At 28.1% G+C, this 20,759-nt stretch carries 18 protein-coding genes; 6 read left to right on the top strand and 12 right to left on the bottom strand.

Annotation, left to right across the window (positions count from 1 at the left end):
• Window positions 1-44: 44 nt before the first annotated feature.
• Window positions 45-833 carry a sugar phosphate isomerase/epimerase family protein gene (locus tag QP548_RS04010; RefSeq protein WP_061428373.1) on the bottom strand — a complete coding sequence of 263 codons (789 nt, stop codon included), beginning with the start codon at window positions 831-833 and terminating at the stop codon, window positions 45-47.
• Window positions 834-1,038: 205 nt separating this feature from the next.
• On the opposite strand from QP548_RS04010, the gene QP548_RS04005 reads away from it, so the two are divergent.
• Complete coding sequence (locus QP548_RS04005; RefSeq protein ID WP_061428375.1) at window positions 1,039-2,625, top strand: DEAD/DEAH box helicase; 1,587 nt, start codon at window positions 1,039-1,041, stop codon at window positions 2,623-2,625.
• Window positions 2,626-2,661: 36 nt separating this feature from the next.
• On the opposite strand, the gene QP548_RS04000 is transcribed toward QP548_RS04005, so the two are convergent.
• Entirely contained in the window at window positions 2,662-2,922 is a 261-nt protein-coding gene (locus QP548_RS04000; protein ID WP_236907295.1) for a hypothetical protein, read from the bottom strand.
• A gap of 184 nt (window positions 2,923-3,106) precedes the next feature.
• On the opposite strand from QP548_RS04000, the gene deoD reads away from it, so the two are divergent.
• Window positions 3,107-3,814, top strand: a complete 708-nt coding sequence (deoD, locus tag QP548_RS03995) for a purine-nucleoside phosphorylase (RefSeq protein WP_061428379.1) — start codon at window positions 3,107-3,109, stop codon at window positions 3,812-3,814.
• A 50-nt stretch (window positions 3,815-3,864) separates the two neighbouring features.
• Here deoD and QP548_RS03990 read toward each other — a convergent pair whose 3' ends face one another.
• The 5 genes from QP548_RS03990 to QP548_RS03970 all read right to left on the bottom strand — a co-directional run bounded on the left by QP548_RS03990 (window position 3,865) and on the right by QP548_RS03970 (window position 10,412).
• A complete protein-coding gene (locus tag QP548_RS03990; RefSeq protein WP_061428381.1) occupies window positions 3,865-5,148 on the bottom strand; it encodes a zinc ribbon domain-containing protein in 1,284 nt (427 codons plus the stop codon).
• A gap of 10 nt (window positions 5,149-5,158) precedes the next feature.
• The gene (locus QP548_RS03985) at window positions 5,159-5,503 is read right to left on the bottom strand and encodes a hypothetical protein (RefSeq protein ID WP_003463736.1); all 345 of its coding nucleotides are present in this window, start codon (window positions 5,501-5,503) and stop codon (window positions 5,159-5,161) included.
• Window positions 5,504-5,686: 183 nt separating this feature from the next.
• Window positions 5,687-6,595, bottom strand: coding sequence for an exonuclease domain-containing protein (locus QP548_RS03980; RefSeq protein ID WP_061428383.1), 909 nt, complete (start codon window positions 6,593-6,595; stop codon window positions 5,687-5,689).
• Between the two features lie 246 nt (window positions 6,596-6,841).
• Window positions 6,842-9,763: an insulinase family protein gene (locus QP548_RS03975; RefSeq protein ID WP_061428385.1), complete on the bottom strand. Its 2,922-nt coding sequence runs from the start codon at window positions 9,761-9,763 to the stop codon at window positions 6,842-6,844.
• A gap of 379 nt (window positions 9,764-10,142) precedes the next feature.
• Window positions 10,143-10,412 (bottom strand): hypothetical protein, encoded by a 270-nt coding sequence (locus QP548_RS03970; RefSeq protein ID WP_003454555.1) that lies wholly within the window; start codon window positions 10,410-10,412, stop codon window positions 10,143-10,145.
• A 169-nt stretch (window positions 10,413-10,581) separates the two neighbouring features.
• Between QP548_RS03970 and QP548_RS03965 the strand changes: the two genes are divergently transcribed.
• Complete coding sequence (locus QP548_RS03965) at window positions 10,582-11,733, top strand: amidase domain-containing protein (RefSeq protein ID WP_061428393.1); 1,152 nt, start codon at window positions 10,582-10,584, stop codon at window positions 11,731-11,733.
• A 249-nt stretch (window positions 11,734-11,982) separates the two neighbouring features.
• Here the strand turns inward: QP548_RS03965 and QP548_RS03960 are convergent, their stop codons facing one another.
• On the bottom strand, window positions 11,983-12,708 hold the full coding sequence (locus QP548_RS03960; protein ID WP_061428395.1) for an N-acetylmuramoyl-L-alanine amidase: 726 nt from the start codon (window positions 12,706-12,708) through the stop codon (window positions 11,983-11,985).
• A gap of 157 nt (window positions 12,709-12,865) precedes the next feature.
• On the opposite strand from QP548_RS03960, the gene QP548_RS03955 reads away from it, so the two are divergent.
• The gene (locus QP548_RS03955; RefSeq protein ID WP_003457263.1) at window positions 12,866-13,444 is read left to right on the top strand and encodes a flavin reductase family protein; all 579 of its coding nucleotides are present in this window, start codon (window positions 12,866-12,868) and stop codon (window positions 13,442-13,444) included.
• Window positions 13,445-13,570: 126 nt separating this feature from the next.
• Here the strand turns inward: QP548_RS03955 and QP548_RS03950 are convergent, their stop codons facing one another.
• On the bottom strand, window positions 13,571-15,142 hold the full coding sequence (locus tag QP548_RS03950) for a ClC family H(+)/Cl(-) exchange transporter (protein WP_061428397.1): 1,572 nt from the start codon (window positions 15,140-15,142) through the stop codon (window positions 13,571-13,573).
• 262 nt (window positions 15,143-15,404) lie between these two features.
• On the opposite strand from QP548_RS03950, the gene rsxC reads away from it, so the two are divergent.
• Complete coding sequence (gene rsxC, locus QP548_RS03945) at window positions 15,405-16,715, top strand: electron transport complex subunit RsxC (RefSeq protein ID WP_061428399.1); 1,311 nt, start codon at window positions 15,405-15,407, stop codon at window positions 16,713-16,715.
• 13 nt (window positions 16,716-16,728) lie between these two features.
• Window positions 16,729-17,709 (top strand): RnfABCDGE type electron transport complex subunit D, encoded by a 981-nt coding sequence (locus tag QP548_RS03940; RefSeq protein ID WP_061428401.1) that lies wholly within the window; start codon window positions 16,729-16,731, stop codon window positions 17,707-17,709.
• 323 nt (window positions 17,710-18,032) lie between these two features.
• On the opposite strand, the gene QP548_RS03935 is transcribed toward QP548_RS03940, so the two are convergent.
• The 3 genes from QP548_RS03935 to QP548_RS03925 all read right to left on the bottom strand — a co-directional run bounded on the left by QP548_RS03935 (window position 18,033) and on the right by QP548_RS03925 (window position 20,716).
• Window positions 18,033-18,290: a DUF1653 domain-containing protein gene (locus QP548_RS03935; RefSeq protein ID WP_061428403.1), complete on the bottom strand. Its 258-nt coding sequence runs from the start codon at window positions 18,288-18,290 to the stop codon at window positions 18,033-18,035.
• A gap of 126 nt (window positions 18,291-18,416) precedes the next feature.
• Window positions 18,417-19,574 (bottom strand): tRNA uracil 4-sulfurtransferase ThiI, encoded by a 1,158-nt coding sequence (gene thiI / locus QP548_RS03930; protein WP_061428405.1) that lies wholly within the window; start codon window positions 19,572-19,574, stop codon window positions 18,417-18,419.
• On the bottom strand, window positions 19,571-20,716 hold the full coding sequence (locus QP548_RS03925) for a cysteine desulfurase family protein (RefSeq protein ID WP_061428407.1): 1,146 nt from the start codon (window positions 20,714-20,716) through the stop codon (window positions 19,571-19,573). The genes thiI and QP548_RS03925 overlap by 4 nt, the downstream gene beginning before the upstream one ends.
• Window positions 20,717-20,759 lie beyond the last annotated feature (43 nt).

The following is a 20,759-nucleotide window of genomic DNA, read 5'->3' as shown; positions in this document are numbered from 1 at the left end:
TATCAAATATTTCTTTTATTTTATTCTTACATTTATACATTTTATCATACTAGTAGTTTTTTTTCTATAAAATCTTTAACATCTTTTAATTCTTCGTAAGTTTTAAAATTATCCCTATAAACTTCTATTATTAATGGCCCTTTATAATCTAAAGTTTTTAGTTTTTCAATGATATGTTTATAATTTACTCTCCCCTTACCTGGAAGTAAACAAATACTTTTTTTATCTCTATCGTTTATATGAAAATTAACTAAATCCTTCCCCATGATATCAATATAATGGAGAGGATTTTCATTACTTTTATATGCTTGTTTTATATCACAGGTAAATTTAATATCATATTTTATGTTATTTTTTAAATACTTTAAAAATTCTATATCTGAAGACATACACCATGAGACATTTTCTTGAGATAAATATATATTATTTTCTCTTGCTATATAAGCTAATTCATTGTATATATCTAAAATTTCCTTCTTATTAATAGTATTAAACTCTTGTTTTCTCATACCATGAAAGGTGTATGATGAAGCTCCTAATTTATTAGTAGCTTTGCATATATTCTTAAAAACCTCTAAAGAATCTTTTCTTCTTCTCTCATATTGATCAAATAAATAGGGTTCATACATAGATGAAAAAAAATGTACTGATTTTATATTAAAGTTATTTTTCTCTTTTTCCTCAATTAATTTCTTTACAAAATCATCACTATACTCATAATAAGTATTTAAAAATAATTCTCCTGTATTAAAATCCAATTCTTTCATTATTTTAAATGATTTTTCCAATTCAAAATCTGGATAAAAACATGCTGAAGAAATTCCAACTTCCAAATTAATTTCTCTCCTTCCTTTTTTAATCTCTATTATTATAACTTATAGTAAACATTTAAATAAACTTTTTTAATTTTTATTTTAAATAATACCATTTGCTTATATGGAGATACTATGTTATGATAAGCTTTGTTTGATTGTGAGAATTTTAAAAATAAAATAAATTTTAAAAACTAAAAATATACAAGAAGAAAGAGGATAAAGAATGAACAATATAAAATTTGATGACTTAGGTCTTAAGGAAAGCTTACTTAAAGCTATAAAAGATATGGGATTTGAAGAGCCATCTCAAATACAAGCTGAAAGTATTCCTGTAGCCCTAGAAGGACACGATATAATCGGTCAAGCTCAAACTGGTACTGGTAAAACAGCTGCTTTTGGATGCGCTATAATAAATAATGCTGATTTTTCAGGAAAGAAGAAATCTCCAAAAGCACTTATTTTAGCACCAACTAGAGAGCTTGCTATACAAGTTAATGAAGAACTTGTAAGACTTGGAAAACATGAAAAACTTTCTGTTTTACCAATATACGGTGGTCAACCAATAGATAGACAAATTAGAGCTTTAAAAAATGGTGTTGATATAGTTGTTGGAACACCTGGTAGAGTATTAGATTTAATAAGAAGAAAGAGTTTACCTCTTAACGATATAGGATTCCTAGTGTTAGATGAAGCTGACGAAATGTTAAACATGGGATTCATTGATGATTTAGAAGAAATTGTTAAATCATTAAAAACTGATAGACAAACACTTTTATTCTCTGCTACTATGCCTCCGCAAATAAAGAAATTAGCTAGAAATTACATGAAAGAAGATACTAAGCACATCGCAATAAAGAAAAGTTCTTTAACAGTTTCAAAAATAGAACAATTTTATTTTGAAATAAAACATAGAGATAGATTTGAAACACTTTGTAGAGTTTTAGATTTTGATGAACCAAATGCTGCAATAATTTTCTGCAAAACAAAAAAAGGTGTTGACGAAGTTGTAGAAAAAATGCAAGCTAGAGGATATATGGTTGAAGGTATGCACGGAGATATGAGCCAAAACCATAGACTTCAAACTTTAAGAAAATTCAAAGAAGGAAGCTTAGACTTCTTAGTTGCTACTGATGTCGCAGCTAGAGGAATAGACGTTGAAAGCGTAACTCACGTTATAAACTACGATCTACCACAAGACAATGAAAGTTATGTACATAGAATCGGAAGAACAGGTAGAGCTAACAGAGAGGGAGTTGCTTATTCTTTAGTTACTCCAAAAGAATATATGATGCTTAAGCAAATTCAAAAGCATACTAAGAGTAAAATAATAAGAAAAGCTGTACCTACAGTTGATGAAATATTCCAAAATAAACATAATAACATAATAAATAATGTAAAATCTACTATAGAAGAAGCTTCAGAAGATTTCCAAAAGTTCATTCCAATAGCTACTCAATTAGATGAGGATTATAGCTTAGTAGATGTTGCAGCTGCTCTTTTAAAAATAGTATTTGATAAAGAATCTTCTTTTGATTACACTTCAAATTCTATAGAAGCTCCTGTAATGGACGAAACTAGATTATTTATGTCTGTTGGAAGAAGAGATGGTATAACTCCTAAATCTCTTGTTAACTTCTTAAAAGATACTGCTAGAATAAGTCCTAAGCAAGTTGGAGATATAGACATAAAAGAAAACTTCTGCTTTGCTAACGTTGATGCTGATGCAGTAAATAATATAATGAAAAAATCAATGGGTAAAAAACTTAACAAAAGAACTGTTAATATAGAAGTTGCTAAAAAAAGAAAATAATATAAAAAAATACATACTCATATGAGTATGTATTTTTTATTTATTCTTACAACAACTAGATCCATTTGAACATCCACATCCATTTTTAGAGCATCCTCCCTTTGAAGAACATCCTCCACAAGTTCCATTTGTTTTTTTAGGACACCCTCCTCTACTTCCACAGCAACTTTTTTTGAAGCCTAACTCTTCTAATTCTTCTTCACTTAAGTATTTCAGTGGAAATTCATTTTCACCAAAGCTTTCATACTCTGGAGTATCCTTAATTTCATTTCTATCTATATTTAACAAAATTATCACCTCATTGTTTTTATAAATACAAAGTTAATAAATTATTATTTTGTATTATTACCTATTAATATAACATACTAAATAAGCTTTAACTACTTAAATTGAAATTTTAATTCTTTATAATTTTTAGCATTTTTTCATTATTTATGATAAAATTTATTTATAAAACATTTACATTATGAGGAGGTACATTATGAGTATTCATATAGGTGCAAAAGAATGTCAAATAGCCGAAACAATTTTATTACCAGGAGATCCTTTAAGAGCTAAATTTATAGCTGAAACTTTTTTAGAAAATCCAGTTTGTTACAATGAAGTTAGAGGAATGTTAGGATATACAGGAACATATAAAGGAAAAAAAATATCAGTTCAAGGTACTGGTATGGGGGTTCCTTCAATTTCTATTTACGTTAATGAACTTATAAGAGATTATGGAGTTAAAAATTTAATAAGAGTAGGTACTGCTGGCGGTATGCAAGAAGATATAAAAGTTAGAGATTTAGTTTTAGCAATGTCATCTCATACTGATTCTGCAATAAATAAAGTTAGATTTAACGGTTTAGATTTTGCTCCAACAGCATCATTTAAACTTTTAAAGGCTGCTTACGATACTGCCGTTGAAAAAGGATATTCTCCTAAGGTTGGTAGCGTATTCACAGCTGATAGCTTCTATAATGATAATCCTGAAGCATGGAAACAATGGGCTAAATTTGGTACTTTAGCTGTAGAAATGGAAACTGCAGCTTTATATACCTTAGCAGCTAAGTATGGTGTTAATGCCTTAACAATACTTACTATAAGTGATCATTTAATTACTGCTGAGGAAACCACTGCTGAGGAGCGTCAAACTACCTTCACAAAGATGATGGAAGTTGCTCTTGATGCTGCTATAACTTTATAAAATAAAAGAGCTTTATCAAAATAACTTTTGATAAAGCTCCTTTTTATTTATTAATTACTCTTCTCTTCTTCTAATCCTGGTAATGAAAAGTCTTGTACATTATAAACTATCCATTTTCCATTTTCATACTTCATATTTGTGAAAAAGTTTTTTTCCATTGATTCACTTTTAACATCTATTCCTAATATTTTCTTTTTTATCTTATAAGAAACATTAACTACAATACTAGCTTCATAAACACCATGATTTCGTTCTATTGAACTATTTTCCATCTTAATTTTAAGATCACTTATATCATAGTCATTCTTTAAAAGAAAATATTTTTGACTTAATGTATTATATATATTATCCTTAACTTCATCTTTTGCATTTCTTATATCATTTTTATCCTCTGAATTTAAAGCCTGAAATACGCTGCTATAAAATTCCTTTAAAACTTTTTCAACATCATCTTTAATAATTGTATCTTTTAAATCTAATTCTATATTTATTTCTGGATGGTCTTCTACATAAACCTTTTGGCTATCTATTTCTCCCCAAGGAGTATTACATTTTATAGTTAAATATGTTGAACCATCCTTGGGAAAAGGACCAACATCCTTAAAATCTTTTACCTTTATACCTGAGTCCTCTCCATTTATATATACATTACTATCCTCAAAACTACTCTTAACTGTGACTAAGGTTCCATTTAAAGGTATGTCTATCTTATTGTTATCCATGAAAACAATATTTTTTTCTTCTACTAAATTAGAATTATATGCTTTCTTTTCAATCTTAAGATCATAGACTCCTGGTATTAAATTAGGTATTTCTAAAGTTCTACTAGTATTAGTTGTACCTATAAAATTATCATTTAAATACACACTAGCTTCTGGGAAATTAGATGCCACAATAAGTTTCTTTTTTTGTATTACAACATACCATTTTTCTCCCCAAAAACTTTTTTTAGACTCTAATTTTGTAGAGTATATCTCATCCCCATTTTCTAAAGAAGATACCAACTTATTAATTCTACTTTTATCCGCTTTAAAGAAATCAATATATGGTATTAACTCCTCTTTTGTTATTCCAGAATTTTTATTTCCATCTTCTATTAAGTTCATTAAGGCTCTTTCATTTCCTTTGCTTAAGGAATTAGATAATTGTTCAATTACATCTCTCTTTTTACTACTAACATTACCATATAGAAATACTATAATTAAGGCTAAAGCAATAACACAAATTATTATTACCTTAGGATCCTTTTCTTTTATAATTTTATCCTTTACTCTTTTATAAAAGCTACAAATGTTATGACCTACCCCTGTAATACTCTCTCTCAATTTATCCATATGTTAAAACTTACTCCTCTAGTAAATTTATAATCCATTTATTACATGCTGTACATTTATAAACTTGTATTCCAAAAGGATATAGCATTTCATCTTTAAATCTATTATAATCACTTCTTAACTCTTTTAATGAATAAAATTCATCATCTTCAGTTAAAGCCCCTACTAATTCACATATATAATTTTCTTTAGTCTTAAAACAGCAATCATTCTCATCTGTACACTTTATTTTTTCTAATTTTAATTCTTCTTGAAAATCTTGTAATATAGGTATTATATCTTGAAATTCACTTATATCATCTTGAAAATCCCCTGCTAAAAAATCTACTCCACTTATAGTAAATAATTTATCCATTTAATCACCTCTAATTTCCTAATTAAAATTTGCTAACTAATTCTAGTATTACATAAATTAATTAATTTTACTAACTTATTTTAGCATAATAAATATTATTGTAAATAACTTATTGTTAACAATAGCAAAAATAGCCCTTAAATGAGCTATTTCTTAATATTTAGATCTAAAATTAAAGTTTATTTATTCTATTATAGATAAAAATTCCTCTTCATTTATTATCTTAATATCAAAATTTTCTTTTATTAAACTTTCTGCTTTTTTTAATTTAATACTCTTTTCATTTTCTTTTAATTTATTTAAATCCCTAATTCCTGTAATTAAGTAATTTGTCTTTTTACTTACAGAACTTGAAACAAATCCACCACATCTTATTACATTTCCTATGGCTTCTCCTCTAGACATAGAACTTAAAGCTCCTGTAAAAACCACATTTTTACATTTAAAAGATATTTCTCCCTCTTTCTTCTTTTCTTTAAGTCTTAAATTACTTGAATATTTGCATTCTCCCTTTCTTCCAGAAGATTTATATCCATTTTCATAAACAGCACCTATTCTTATGGCAAGCTTATCTGAAAGCTCTTCAACTGATTCTATATCTAAATCTTTGCATATATTAAGTAATATGTTAGCACAAGCCCTTGCATCTTCCCCTGCATGGTGATGAGAAAATTCAAAGCCTAAAGCTTCACTTACAGTTCCTAATTTATGATTTGGTAATGATTTATAATAATTCTTTGCCATAACTACTGTACAGGCATATTCAAAGTCTGGATAAGGTATATCATAAAAATCCAAAGTTTTTCTAAGAACGCTAATATCAAAAGCTGCATTATGAGCTATTACTAAATTTCCATCTATGTAATCCTTTATTTCTTCCCATATTTCATTAAAAGTTCTCTCATTTTCAACATCCTCTGGTCTAATCCCATGTATCCATATATTCATGGGCTGAAATCTCATTTCACAAGGCTTTATTAAAAAATATTTTTCTTCAACAATTTTATTATCCTTAACAACAGTCAATCCAATAGAACACGCACTATTTCTTTTCTCATTAGCAGTTTCAAAGTCTATTGCAACAAAATCCATTTATGTCTTTCTCCCTTTCTATGTAACAATAAACAATATTATATCACATTTTATTTTATTATTTTAATTTATTTAAATGTAATTCAAAATAAAAAGACCTTACTGTAGAAATAAAATATTTCAAATACAATAAGGTCTAAAATTATTTTTTAAGTTGTATTTATAGATTAAAATTCATATTTGCAATTAAAGCTCTAAAAATAAACTTACTTTTTAATAAAAGAATTTTAAAATCAAATTTAAAATCTATTTAATTACACTTTTAATATTATTAAATAGGTCTTTATTTTCTTTTATCTTTTCTTCATTGCCTAGTACACAGATGTAATCTTCCTTCATTAAATCTTTAATCATAGGTGCAAAACTCTTAATTTTTTCTACATCTGCATTTATGATTTCTTCTCTTTCCTTTTGAAGATCTTCATAAGTAAAGTTGCTTAAGTAGTATGAAACTGCTATATCACCTTTTATTCCATTGCTTATAGGTTGATCATATTTTCTTATTGTACCTATGATGTATTTAGTCATTTCTCTTTCGTCAGCTTCAAAATCATTTAAATACTTAGGTATATTATCATAAGCTTCTAAAGTGCTTTTTATATTAGGATCTCTATATGAAACTATATATGCTCCGCCATCTCTTCTAAAGTTAGAGAACACTCCATAAGCTCCACCTTTAACCCTTACGGCATTCCATAAGTAGTCAAAGCCTAGAATACTTTCTAATAAAGATAGGGCACCAGAATACTTATATCCATGAGTTTTATAATTTCCACCCTTAGCTACATACTGTACATTTCCTTGAGTTAAAAGTCCTTCATTTTTCTTTCCTAACTCAAAATTATATTCTTCTTTTTCAAAATCATTATTATTTGTTTTGCTTATTAAATATTTTACTTTTTCCTTAAAGTTTTCATATTCCTCTTCTTTTCCTGAATAACTTATAAGCATATTTTCCTTATTAAAGATTAAGTCTCTTACCTTTTTTAAGCTATCTGATATTGTTGATTTTTTATCTTCCTTTTCTATATTTACTAGAAAATCATAATAATCTAATCCACTTATTTTTTCATCATAAGCTCCTCTATTTGTAGAGTATGATAAAACTTTTTTCATAGCTATTCTATGACCACTATCGAATATAGCACCTTCTAGTCTAGCTCTCTTCTCTCTAATTATTTGCATAATTCTGTCCATATCATCTAAGTCAGTGTGATTTACAATCTCATCAACTAATTCTATAGCTTTATTAGTCTTACTGCTTAATGCTTTATATGAAATTTCTAAATATGGTCTAAACTCATTATTTTTCTTTAGATTAGCAAAAGTTATAGCCCCAAAGCTTATTCCACCTGTACTTATATTTATAGCATTTGATAACTTAGAATAATCATAATTTTCTGTTCCACACTTACCTAATATATCGCATAGTAATCCAACATAAGGTATTAAATCTTCAGGAACACTATTTGTATTAAAGAAGAAATTAACATAGTCTATTTTATTACTATGGAAATCATGGTGTAATGTTGTAATTCCATCTATCTCTTTCTCTTCTGTAGGAATTTTAGTTGCTTCTTTATCTATATCCTCTAAAGATAACATAGGAATACTTTCTAAATCTTCTTTTTTATCAGGTGTACTTTGTCTTTCTTTTAACTTTTTACAATTATCAATTATTTCATTTAAAGTCTTTTCATCAAAACTATTTTTAATCTCTTCTAACTTTTTCTTTAATTCAGCAGACTTTTTCTCGTTTATTCCTTTTTCAGGATGAAGAGAAACAAGTGAAGAGTGAGTATTATTTATCATATATCTTTCAACTAAATCTTCAAAGTAATTGCTTGTTAAAGCAGATTTTATTTTTTCAAGATTTTTTTCATATTCTAAATGAACATATGGATCCCCATCATAAAGCCAACTATCCATAACTTTTAAATAATAAATTAATCCATTAGGATAAGAACCATAATCCCCTTCTCTTAATTCAAATTCAACTCTATTTATGGAAGCTTCTATAAGTTCTTTATCTATTCCATTTTCAACTAAATCCTTTAAAGTATCCATTACTACTTTTTTAAATTCTTCTTCTTTGTTTAGCTCTGCATTCTTAACTAAAACAGTAAAGGCTGATTGTTTAGTTGAGTTATCAAAGTCTCCTGATACAGCTTTCCCTATACCTGCATCTATTAATGCTTTCTTTAATGGTGCTGCTGTACTTCTTGTTAGAAGATATGCTAAAACATCAAAAGCTAAGCCTTTTTCTCCGTCTGTGGCATCTCCAATTACAAAGTTTAAACTATAATAACTTTTATGATTTAAATCTTCACTTTCAGCTATTCCATAAGTAAAACTTTCTTCTTTCATGCTTTCAAAGGATTTTTGTTCTTTTATTTCTGAATCTATCTCTTTATATTCAAAATTCTTTAAATACTCTTCATTTATAAATTCTAATTCTTTTTCAGTATCTCCATTACCATATAAGAAAATATATGAGTTTGATGGATGATAATATTTCTTATGAAATTCTACAAACTCTTCATAAGTTAAGTTTGGTATTTCATCAGGATCTCCTCCTGAAGATAAGGCATAACAAGTATCTGGATATATTGTTTGAGGAATCTTTCTATAAAGTATAGAATCTGGAGATGAGTATGCCCCTTTCATCTCATTATAAACAACACCATTATACTTTAATTCATCTTCCTTATTTTCTATATAATAATGCCATCCCTCTTGCATGAATATTTCCTTATGCTTATATATATTTGGATATAATACAGCATCTAAGTAAACATCCATAAGATTCATAAAGTCTTTTTCATTTCTTGATGCTACTGGATATATTGTTTTATCTGGATATGTCATAGCATTTAAGAATGTATTTAAAGACCCCTTTAAAAGCTCTACAAAGGGTTCCTTAGTATTAAATTTTCTAGAACCACATAAAACTGAATGCTCTAAAATATGAGGAACTCCTGTACTATTTTCAGGTGGTGTTCTAAATCCTATTGCAAAGCACTTATTATCATCTTCACTTAAGATTTTTATAAGCTTAGCCTTAGTTTTTTCATGCTCAAACCTTAAACCTACTCCACCTATTTCATTTAAATTTTCTATGCTTAAAAGTTTAAATCCACTATAAATATTATTCTCTTTAAAATTCATTTTTCACACTCCTATGGAAAGGTATTTTGTTAATATGTTTATTTTAATAATTGTACCATAATTACCCTATATTAAAAAGTTTGCTGTTCATAGATTAACATTTATCCCTTTAGATAAATTTAGTCTTTTTTTAAATAATATATTCTAAAAATAAAGATCATCCTAGTTTATTTATTTCCAAATAGCTTTTAATTTATTTAAATTTCTTCCTATATTTTGTTTAAGAGAATGTTAATTTCTAAATAAAAAAAGAAATGATATAACTAAATCTATATCATTTCTCTTTTAGCTTAAGATTATTCTTTATGGTTAATTAATTTTATTAAGTTTACTAATATTTCTTTTTAAAATATTGAACTAAAAATTATATATATAATTTTTATAGTATTCCAAAATATCTAGCAATAACATATAAAATTATTGCTCCACCACCTAAAAAGCTAACCTTTGCATTTCTTTGATTATTAGCCATAACTTTTTCAAATATTCCTCTAGCTATAAGCAAAGCTCCAGCTGCCACACCAACCCATTGATTTGTTGTAAACCATTCCGGATTAAGGTATGTATAAAAGTATCCGATTACAAGTGGGAAAATAAAACATCCAAAAATACTTCTTATAAATGGAATTTTTCCTTTTACTAATTTCATCTTATGTAATTCTCCTTTACTCTCTTATTACATATTAATTTTATCAACATTTTTAAAAATTTAAAAGCATATATCTCTTATTAAGTTAATATTTACTTTTATTTATTATTTTTTTTAGTTATTCATCATATACATTATTGAATTATGTATTAAAAATAGGAGGAACTTAATGAAAAGAAAACACAAAATATTATTAGTGACTTCTTTATCCCTAATAGTATTATTAACCTTATCCATATATGTATCCTTAAACAAAAAGAAAACTTCAGCATTTTCAGAAGCCATAAATTTATTAAATGAACCTGACAAAAAAGAAGATGATGAATTAAAGAAAAAATTTGAAGAAGTACTTCAGGACTTATTTAAAAATAGAAATATAGCTATATTAAATAATGATTTAGAGGAATTAAAGAAATTTTATGATTTAGAAAAAAAGCCTAGTCTTTGGGCCTATGAAAGTGAAAGTAAAAAAGTTAAGTATTTAAATAACTGGTCTCAAAAACAAGGAGTTGTATTTAATGAAATAAAATCAAAAACTGAAATAAGAAAGGCTAGAGAAAGGGAAAAGGACTTATACGGAATAATATGTGTTGTTTCAAGTGAATTTACATATTATTATCTTAATGATCCCCTTAAAACTAATACCTTTAGATTAGGTACTTATCACTATTTAAATTTAAAAGATGAGGGAGATAGGTATATTATCACTAAAGAATGGTACACTGATCCTTTTGCTGATTCTCTAGATTTAAATAATATAAAATCTGATGAAATTAAATCATATATTTTAAATAGTTCTAGTCCATCTTATTCACCTGACGAAAGAACACAGAAAGCTATAGATTATGCCCACACCTATTGTGGAGCAGCTGCAGATGATGAACTTGGATTTAACTATAATAAAAAATACACAGACTTTAACCCTCAAGGAGGAGACTGTGCAAACTTTGCCTCTCAAATTCTTTTTGAAGGTGGTGGATTTAAGAAAAATTCAGCATGGAACTATTCTGATGGTGAAGGTTCTAAGGCTTGGGTAAATGCTCAAGCATTTAAAAATTACATGGTTAATAGTGGACGTGCTTCCTATATTGCTAAGGGTAAATATTCAGAAATATATAAAGCTGCCTATAACTTAAGACCTGGTGATTTTGTAGCTTATGAAAAAAATGGACGAATAACTCACATTTCAACAGTTACAGGATTAGATAGTAAAGGTTATCCCCTAGTAACTTGCCATAACACAGATAGACTTCTTGTTCCTTTTGATTTAGGTTGGAGCAATGACAATATACGCTTTCACCTAGTAGATGTTTATTATTAATTTAAATATATAAAAATAGCTTAAAATTAAAACTTATAAATATTATGAAGAGAATATCTGAATAAGCTTTAGAATTTAAGCTATTACGTAGAATAATTTGCGTTAAGAAGCGAAGCTGTTTGACCAGCGGGAGTTCTGAGCTTTAGTAAATTATTTGAAGTAATAGCTATAAATTCTTAGCGTAATTCAGTAATTCTCAGAATATATTTATAAGTTTTATATTAAAGTTTTAATACATATCATTTTTAACTATAGTTCTAATCTATATTTTTCTAAGGACTTAACTATTAAATCAGCTATTTTCTGTTGATATAACTTATCTCCTAATAAAGCATCATCTTCCCAATTGCTCATAAATCCCATCTCTAAAATTATTACAGGTCTTTGTGACCAGTTAAATCCTGTCATATCTTTTCTTTCAAAAACTCCATTAACTTTTACTCCACCCTCTTTTAAAGTTTCACTTAAAATTTCTCCATATTTCTTACTTTCTTCATATATACCTTTTAACTCCTTTGTTTCAGAGGAAGGAATTAAAATTGAGGCTCCTCTTTTTCCTGAATTATTTGACCCATCACAATGAAGTTTTATTGAAATATCTGCCTTTGATGTATTTCCTATTTCTGCCCTTTCTCTATTGCTTAAGGTAACCTGATTTTTTTCTCTTGTCATAACTACTTTATAGCCTTCTCTATTTAAAAGCTCTTTTAAGATCATAGCTACTTCTAAGTTTATTTCATACTCCTTATTTTTTGTACCAATTCCAGCTGTCCCTGAAGATACTCTAGGCTTTTTTTGATTAGACCAAGGTGCTATGGGTTCAAGCTTACTATCTCCTTTTTCTTGATGGCCTGCATCAATACATATAGTAACCTCTTCTTTTTCTTTTCCTAAAACTTTTTCTTCAAGTAAAGTAGTGCTAAATAAATTAACCAAAAGAAAAATTCCTAATAAAAATATAAATCTCTTTTTCATAATAAAAATCCTTTCTAGTATTTAAATAATAAATAGTATTTCTCTAAACACTAAAAAATATTATTCACTGGTTTTACATATAAATTTTTCATGTTATAATTTTAAAGTCTTAAATTATGTCTAATAAAGAATTTAATATAAATTAAAGGAGATACATATGAAAAAAGTTAATTTTAAAGGAAGTGTAATGTTAAATCCTACTCCAGTAGTTCTTGTTACTTCTAAAAATAAAGAAGATAAAGTAAATGCTTTTACTGTTGGTTGGGTTAGCACAGTTTGCACTAAACCTCCAATGATCGCCATGGGAATAAGACCGGAAAGATTATCCCATGAATATATAAAAGAAAGCAAGGAATGTGTTATAAACTTACCATGTAGAGATATGGTTAAGTTTGTTGATTTTTGCGGTGTTAAATCTGGAAGAAAAGTTGATAAAATTAAACACTTTGGATATGCTCTTGATAAAGGAATAGCTGTAAGTACTCCTTCTATTGAAAAAGCACCTGTAGCTTTAGAATGTAAGCTTAAATCTATAACACCTTTAGGTACACACGACATGTTTTTATTTGAGGTTCTTAATGTAAAGGTTGATGAAAGTCTTATAGATGAAAAGGGAAAGATTCATTTTAACAAGGCTAATCTGTTAGCATATAGTCATGGAGAATATTTTGGCCTTAATTCTAAACCACTAGGTTCTTTTGGTTATTCAATTAAGAAAAAGAAAAAATCAAGATAATATTCCTAACTAAATATAAAAAAGACACTAAGAAAATTTATTTTTACAAATTCTCCTCGTGTCTTTTTTTAATTCTTATATAATAAAATCTTTATAAAGTTTATTATTATATTTTCATATGTATAATTAAATTTCTTCTTTAGCAGAGGTTAAGAATTGAATTTCTTCTAAAACAGAGCTTGCTCTGCTCTCATCTACCATAACCACTAAATAATCTCCACTTTGTATTTCAATAGACCCTTTGGGGATTATTTCGTTATTTCCTCTTTTTATTGCAACTAAAAGAGCTGTCTCTGGCCAATTAACATCCTTTATTTCTTTTCCTTCTGCTTCACTACCAAGTTCTACTCCAACCTCTAGTAGAGTTTTATTATTAGAAGGTTCTTCTACTTCTGAACCAACCTTTTCTATCCATCTTTCTAATAAGGATTCATATATTGGTTCACTTTTTAGTAAGTCAGATGTTACATAGGAAATTATTACAACTACAGATAAGGCTAGCATATGTTCAAAAGAACCAGTCATCTCTGTAATAAGTATTATACCTGTAATAGGTGCCTTTACTATTGAAGCAAAGTTACCTGCCATGGCTAATATTATAAAATCTATTATATATTGATTTGGAACTCCAAATGCATTACAACTTACTATTCCAACTATATTACCAACTACTGCTCCTAAAAGTAATAGTGGGAAGAATATACCACCTGGTGTACCTGCACCAAAACTTATAATAGTTAATAAGAACTTAACCAAAAGTACAGCTAAAAGAAGCTTTATTGGAAAGTTTTTAGTTGCTAAATCCATTATAAGTTCATGTCCACCACCTAGTATTATTGGCGCAAAAATACCTAATATACCTGTTAATAAGAAAGGAATCATTACCTTAACTTCTACAGGAACCTTTTTAAACTTTCCATATAAACTTTGCACTTTTAAAATTCCCTTTGAGAATATTGCACCACCTATGCCTAAAAGTACTCCTAATATTATTAATACCCAGTAATACTTTAAAGGTAATACAGGAACATTTTCCATTCCTAAGCTAGGATTCATTCCTAAAAATTGTTTTGAAACAAAATCAGATACTAAGGATGCAGCCATTGCAGAAACTAAAACTAAAGGTGAGAAACTCTTATGTACCTCTTCTAGGGCAAATATTACTCCTGATAAAGGTGCATTAAATGCTGCTGCTAAACCAGCTGAAGCACCTGAGGTTATTAAATATTTCTTCTCTATATTTATTCTTTTTAAACTATTACTAAATCCTTCTCCTACAGCGGCTCCCATTTGTACTGATGGGCCTTCTCTACCTAAAGATAATCCAGCTCCTAAGGAAATTACTCCGCCTAAGAACTTATAAATTAAAATCTTTAGCCAGTTCATTTTAAGTTTACCAATTAATTCTCCTTCAACTTGCGGAATACCACTTCCTGAAATCATAGGCTCTCTTCTAACCATAAATCCAACAAGTGCTCCTAAAATAGCTAATATAACTAAAACTATAACCATATTAGTTATACTTAATGCTGCCCATGCATAAAGCTTTTTAAAAAGTGGAAATAAGTAATTAACAATAATTCTATTTAGCACTAAAACTAAAGAACATAAAAGTCCTATGGCAGCACCTTCTAGAACTAATTTAAATCTTAAATCCTTTCTATGTGACAGTACTTTTTTCGTACTCTCATTACTCAAAGATTTCCCCTCCTTACACTTAACATTTTATTAACATATTTATTATACCCTTATGTTTTTACAGATTCAAATTTAATTAAACTTCAATTTCAAATTATTTTTTCAAAAAATCTCATTGTAAACCTTACACTCTTCTTATAACAATAGTTTTACATAATTTTATTTCCCTAATATAAAATCTTATTAATTAAAAATATGTAATTTCTTAAAAATTTTATACATAGTATTAAAATATGAAGATTATATGAAAGGGTGTGTATCCATGAGTCTTTTTACTTTTAAAAAAGGACTTCATTTACCTTATAATAAAGAACTTACTAAGGATAAAAGTATAGAAGTTTTTGAACCTAAAAAAGAATTAATCTTCCCACTTTCTCAACATATAGGAGCACCCTGTGAGCCTATAGTAAAAGTTGGACAAAAAGTCTTGGTAAATGAAAAAATAGCTGATTCTTCAGCCTTTGTTTCTGCTCCTATTCACTCTAGTGTATCTGGAACCGTAAAAGATATTAGGGAAATTCAATCTATAAATGGATCTAATACACAGGCAATAATCATAGAAAATGATTCTAAATATGAGAAATATCCAAGCGAAAATCTTAAATATTCTAGTGAACTTTCTCTAAAAGATGTGGTTAAACTAGTAAAAGATTATGGCATAGTTGGTCTTGGTGGCGCTACCTTTCCTTGTCATGTAAAACTTAACATTCCCGAGGATAAAGCGATTAAATATATAATTATAAATGCAGCTGAATGTGAACCTTATTTAACCTGTGACCATAGGGTTATGCTAGAATATACTGAAGAAATAATTGGTGGCTTAAAAATACTTTTAGAACTTTTTCCTAAGGCATTAATCTACATAGGTATAGAAGACAATAAATTAAACGCCATAGATAAGTTTAAAAGTATTTTAGGAGAAGATGCTAGAATTAAGGTAATGCCTTTAAAAACTAAATATCCTCAAGGCTCTGAAAAGCACTTAATTTATGCTTTAACTAAACTTCAAGTTCCTTCTGGAAAACTTCCTTTAGATGTAGAATGTATTGTTCATAATGTATCTACTATATATCAGTTATATAATAGCTTAATAAATGGATTGCCTTTAACAGAAAGAATTGTAACAGTAACTGGTGATTCCATAAGGTCTCCTAAAAACTTAAGAGTTAAAATTGGAACACCAGTAAAGGATATAATTGAATTTTGTGGTGGATTTATAAATAAGCCAAATAAAATCATATTAGGAGGCCCAATGATGGGAGTTGCTATAAATTCTTTAGATCTCCCTATTACAAAAGGTACCTCTGGTATCCTATGCTTATCTAAAGTTGATACTTCTCCTAATAGTCATTGCATAAGATGTGGAAAATGTTTAAATTCATGTCCAATGAATTTAATTCCTCAAAAATTAAGTGAATTGGCTTTAAAAAATAAATTAGATGAATTTCAATCCTTTGGTGGAATGGATTGTATAGAATGTGGTTGCTGTACATTTTCCTGTCCTGCAAAAATTTCCATAGTTAATAATATTAGAAATGCTAAGAGATCTCTTAGAAATAAATCTAAAAAATAAAGGGGTGAAAATAATGGTTGATACAAAACAAGAATCTATGGAATCCTTAATATTAAGCGACTTAAAGGATGATAATCTTCTAGTTAACTCCTCTCCTCACATAAAAGATAAATCATCAACACAGAGCATAATGAGAGATGTTTTAATAGCTCTCATTCCAACCTCTTTAGTCGGTGTATTAGTTTTTGGATTAAGAGCAATTTTTATAATTACAATCTGTGCAATCTCCGCTGTAATTTCTGAATATGCCTTTCAAAGAATAACAAAAAAAGAAATCACCATAAAGGATTTAAGTGCTATTGTTACAGGAGTTTTACTTGCTTTAAATCTACCTATTAATACCCCTCTATGGGTGGCATGCATTGGCTCAATTGTTGCCATAGTATTAGTAAAACAAATTTTTGGTGGTATAGGATGTAATTTCATGAATCCAGCCTTGGCAGCTAGAGCTTTTCTACTAGCAGCTTGGCCTGAAAGCATTAGTATATTTACATTAGATGGAGTTACCACAGCTACCCCCTTAGCTTTACTAAAAAATGGACAAGGAAATCTTCCTCCTTTAAGCAATGCTTTTCTTGGAAACATTGCAGGATGCATAGGAGAGGTTTCTGCTCTAGCTATACTATTTGGTGCTTTATACTTACTTTATAGAAAAGTAATAACATGGCATATTCCTCTTGTTTATATTGGTACAGTTTTAATATTAACTACTGTTATAGGTAGAAATGGCTTTTTAAGTGGAAATGGAATTTATGAAATCTTTACAGGTGGATTATTTTTAGGAGCCTTTTTCATGGCAACTGATTATGTAACTTCTCCACTAACAAAGAAAGGACAAATTATATTTGCCTTTGGCTGTGGACTTATAACTACTTTAATAAGAATATTTGGTGGTTATCCTGAAGGAGTATCATATTCAATTCTTCTTATGAATTTACTTGTACCTGTTATTGATTATTATATTAAACCTAAAGCCTTTGGTAATGAAAAATAATTTTTAAATTTGTATATAACTTAATATATTTGACAATAATACTAACTGTAGGGTTATTTAATCTATACAGCTGTTCCTATATAATATTTCTCTACTTTAGGGAATTACTTTAAAACCATATTCTAAAATGTACGCGTTATTATTTTAGGGTTTTAAATTTCTCTAAACTCATTTTTCGTTATGGCTAATCTGCTGTAACCTCTTATTCATTAAGATAGCTCAGAAGGATTTTAAAATACTTTCTGAGCTATTACGTTTATTTTAATTTTAAAATTTTATTAATTTAAAATAGAACTTAAAGATCCTATTAATAAATACTATTATTATTTTCTATTTAAGCTTTTAACTTCAAATTCTTGAAATCTATATTTCTGTCCTGTAGGATTTTCTTTTTCCTTTGGAACTTCCTCTAAAAACATATCATAAGGTCTTACAAATTGACCACAATCTCCATATAAGGCTCTATATAATACCATTTTCTCTCTACTTTCTGAATGAGTAACTACTCCCTCTACTAAGTAAAGGTCACCCTTAAAGTGTCTAAATATTTTTCCTATACTTTTTTCAATATTTCTATCCATAATAACTCCTCCTAAAAAACAAAAGGGTTTGTATCAAAATATAGTAATAAAATTTATTTTGAAACACGCCCTTTTATTTTATATTTAATTTCTTTAAAATACAATAAATAAGTCTATATAAACTAATTATTCAAATATGAAAGTTTCCATTTCATCTATAGCCTTATTTACTAAAGCTTCTATATCAAGCTTTCTTTCAGCTATTATCATATCCTTAACTCTAGGCTTAGTCTTTGGATGTTTTGGTACAAATATTGTACAACAATCTTCATATGGAAGTATTGATGTCTCATAAGTATCTATATCTCTTGCAATATCCATTATATCCTCTTTATCCATAGCTATTAGAGGCCTAAACACTGGTCTATCAGAAACATCATTACTTACCATAAGTCCTTCCATAGTCTGAGATGCTACTTGCCCTATACTTTCTCCAGTAGTTATTGACTGTATTTTCTTTCTTTCAGAAAGTTCACAAGCCACTCTCATCATGAATCTTCTCATTATTATTGTTAATTCATCTTCTCTACACTTCTCTATTATATCCATTTGTATTTCTGTAAAAGGAACTACATAAAGAGTTATTTTTTCTGTATATCTTCCTACGATTTTAGCTAATTCCTTAACCTTATCCTTGGCTCTTTCTGAAGTGTATGGATGAGAATGATAATATACACAATGAGTTTCAACTCCTCTTCTAGCCATTAAATAAGCTGCTACTGGTGAATCAATTCCTCCTGATAACATAACCATAGTACTTCCGTTCATTCCATATGGTAAGCCTCCTACAGCCTTTATTTTATCTTTATCAGTAAACACATAAGCATTTCCTCTTATTTCTACATAAAGCTTACACTCTGGATTATGTATATCAACTTCTATTTCATCCCCAAGTTCTGAAAGGATATATCCTCCAACAGCTCTTGAAACCTCCATAGAATTCATCGGGAATTTTTTATTAGCTCTATTTGTTTCTACTTTGAAACTCTTAGCTTTGCTTTCTTTAATTTTCTTTAATCCCTCTTCTTTTATTGAATCAAAGTCCCCTTCAACCTGAGTAACTAAGCAAAGTTCTTTAACTCCAAAAACCTTTTCTACCCTTTCAATAACTCCATCTAAGTCTTCTGATTTTATGAACCATCTATTTTGATCTGTTATAAATTCATGATCTATATCTTTTAACTTTTTTCTTATATTTTCTTTTAATTTTCTCTCAAACTTATTTTTATTAAGCCCCTTTAAAAATATTTCTGAGGCATATTTTACTAAAATTAAATTATTCATATTTTTATTCTCCTTAAAAATTTTAAAGCTTTTTCTAATGAAGCTATTGTATAATCAACTTCTTCTAAAGTGTTATATCTAGAAAAACTAAATCTTATAGCCCCTTGAATGCATTTTGGCTCTAATCCCATAGCATTTAATACATAACTACCCTTTGCTACAGCAGTTTTTGAAGAACAAGCCGAACCTGTTGAAACAAATATGTTATCTTCCTCTAAGATGTGAAGTAAAACCTCTGATCTAGTTCCTAAAAAAGAAACATTTAGTATATAAGGACTATATTCTTCACTACTAGGGGTATTTATTACTACATTTTCTATTCTAGAAAGTCTTTCTATAAAATATTCCTTAATACTTTTTACATGATTATAAGAATCTTCTAAGGAATCATAGGCAATATTCATTGCCTTTACCATGCCCATATACGAAGGAGTATTTTCTGTTCCTGCCCTTAGTCCTCTTTGTTGTTCTCCCCCAGTTATTAGGGACTTTAAATTTAATCCCTTTCTCATATACATGAATCCAACTCCTTTTGGTCCATGAAACTTATGAGCTGAAACAGAATAAAAATCTATATTACATTCCTTAACATCAATTGCAAACTTTCCAAAACCCTGTACTCCATCTACATGAAATTTTGCTCTTTTACTTTTTTCTTTAATTAATCTTCCTATTTCCTTAATCTTTTGTATGCTTCCTACTTCATTGTTAACCTGCATTATAGATACTAAAACCGTATTTTTATTTATTGCCTCTTCTAATTCTTTTAAATCTATAAATCCTTTATTATTAACCTTTAAATATGTTACACTTACACCTTGCTTTTCTAATTCCCTATAAGTATTTAAAACACTAGAATGTTCAAAGGTTGTAGTTATAATATGATTATTTTCTCCAACTAATCCTTTAATAATCATATTATTACTTTCACTTCCTCCTGAAGTAAAGATTATTTCTTCCTTAGAAGAATTTATTTTTTTCGCAATACTCTCTTGAAGATCTTCAATCTTTCTTTGCATCTTTACCCCTAATTTATGTAAAGATGATGGATTACCCCAAAATTCATCCATAGCATAGTAGACCTCATCTCTAACTTCCTTTAACGGCTTAGTAGTAGCACTATTATCAAAATAAACTTCCATATTCACCCTCCTTATACTTATATAATTTCTATTAAATCATTAT

This window comes from Clostridium sp. UMB9555A, assembly GCF_030222355.1.
GTDB lineage: Bacteria > Bacillota > Clostridia > Clostridiales > Clostridiaceae > Sarcina > Sarcina perfringens.
This window is presented reverse-complemented; position numbering and strand designations above follow the sequence as displayed.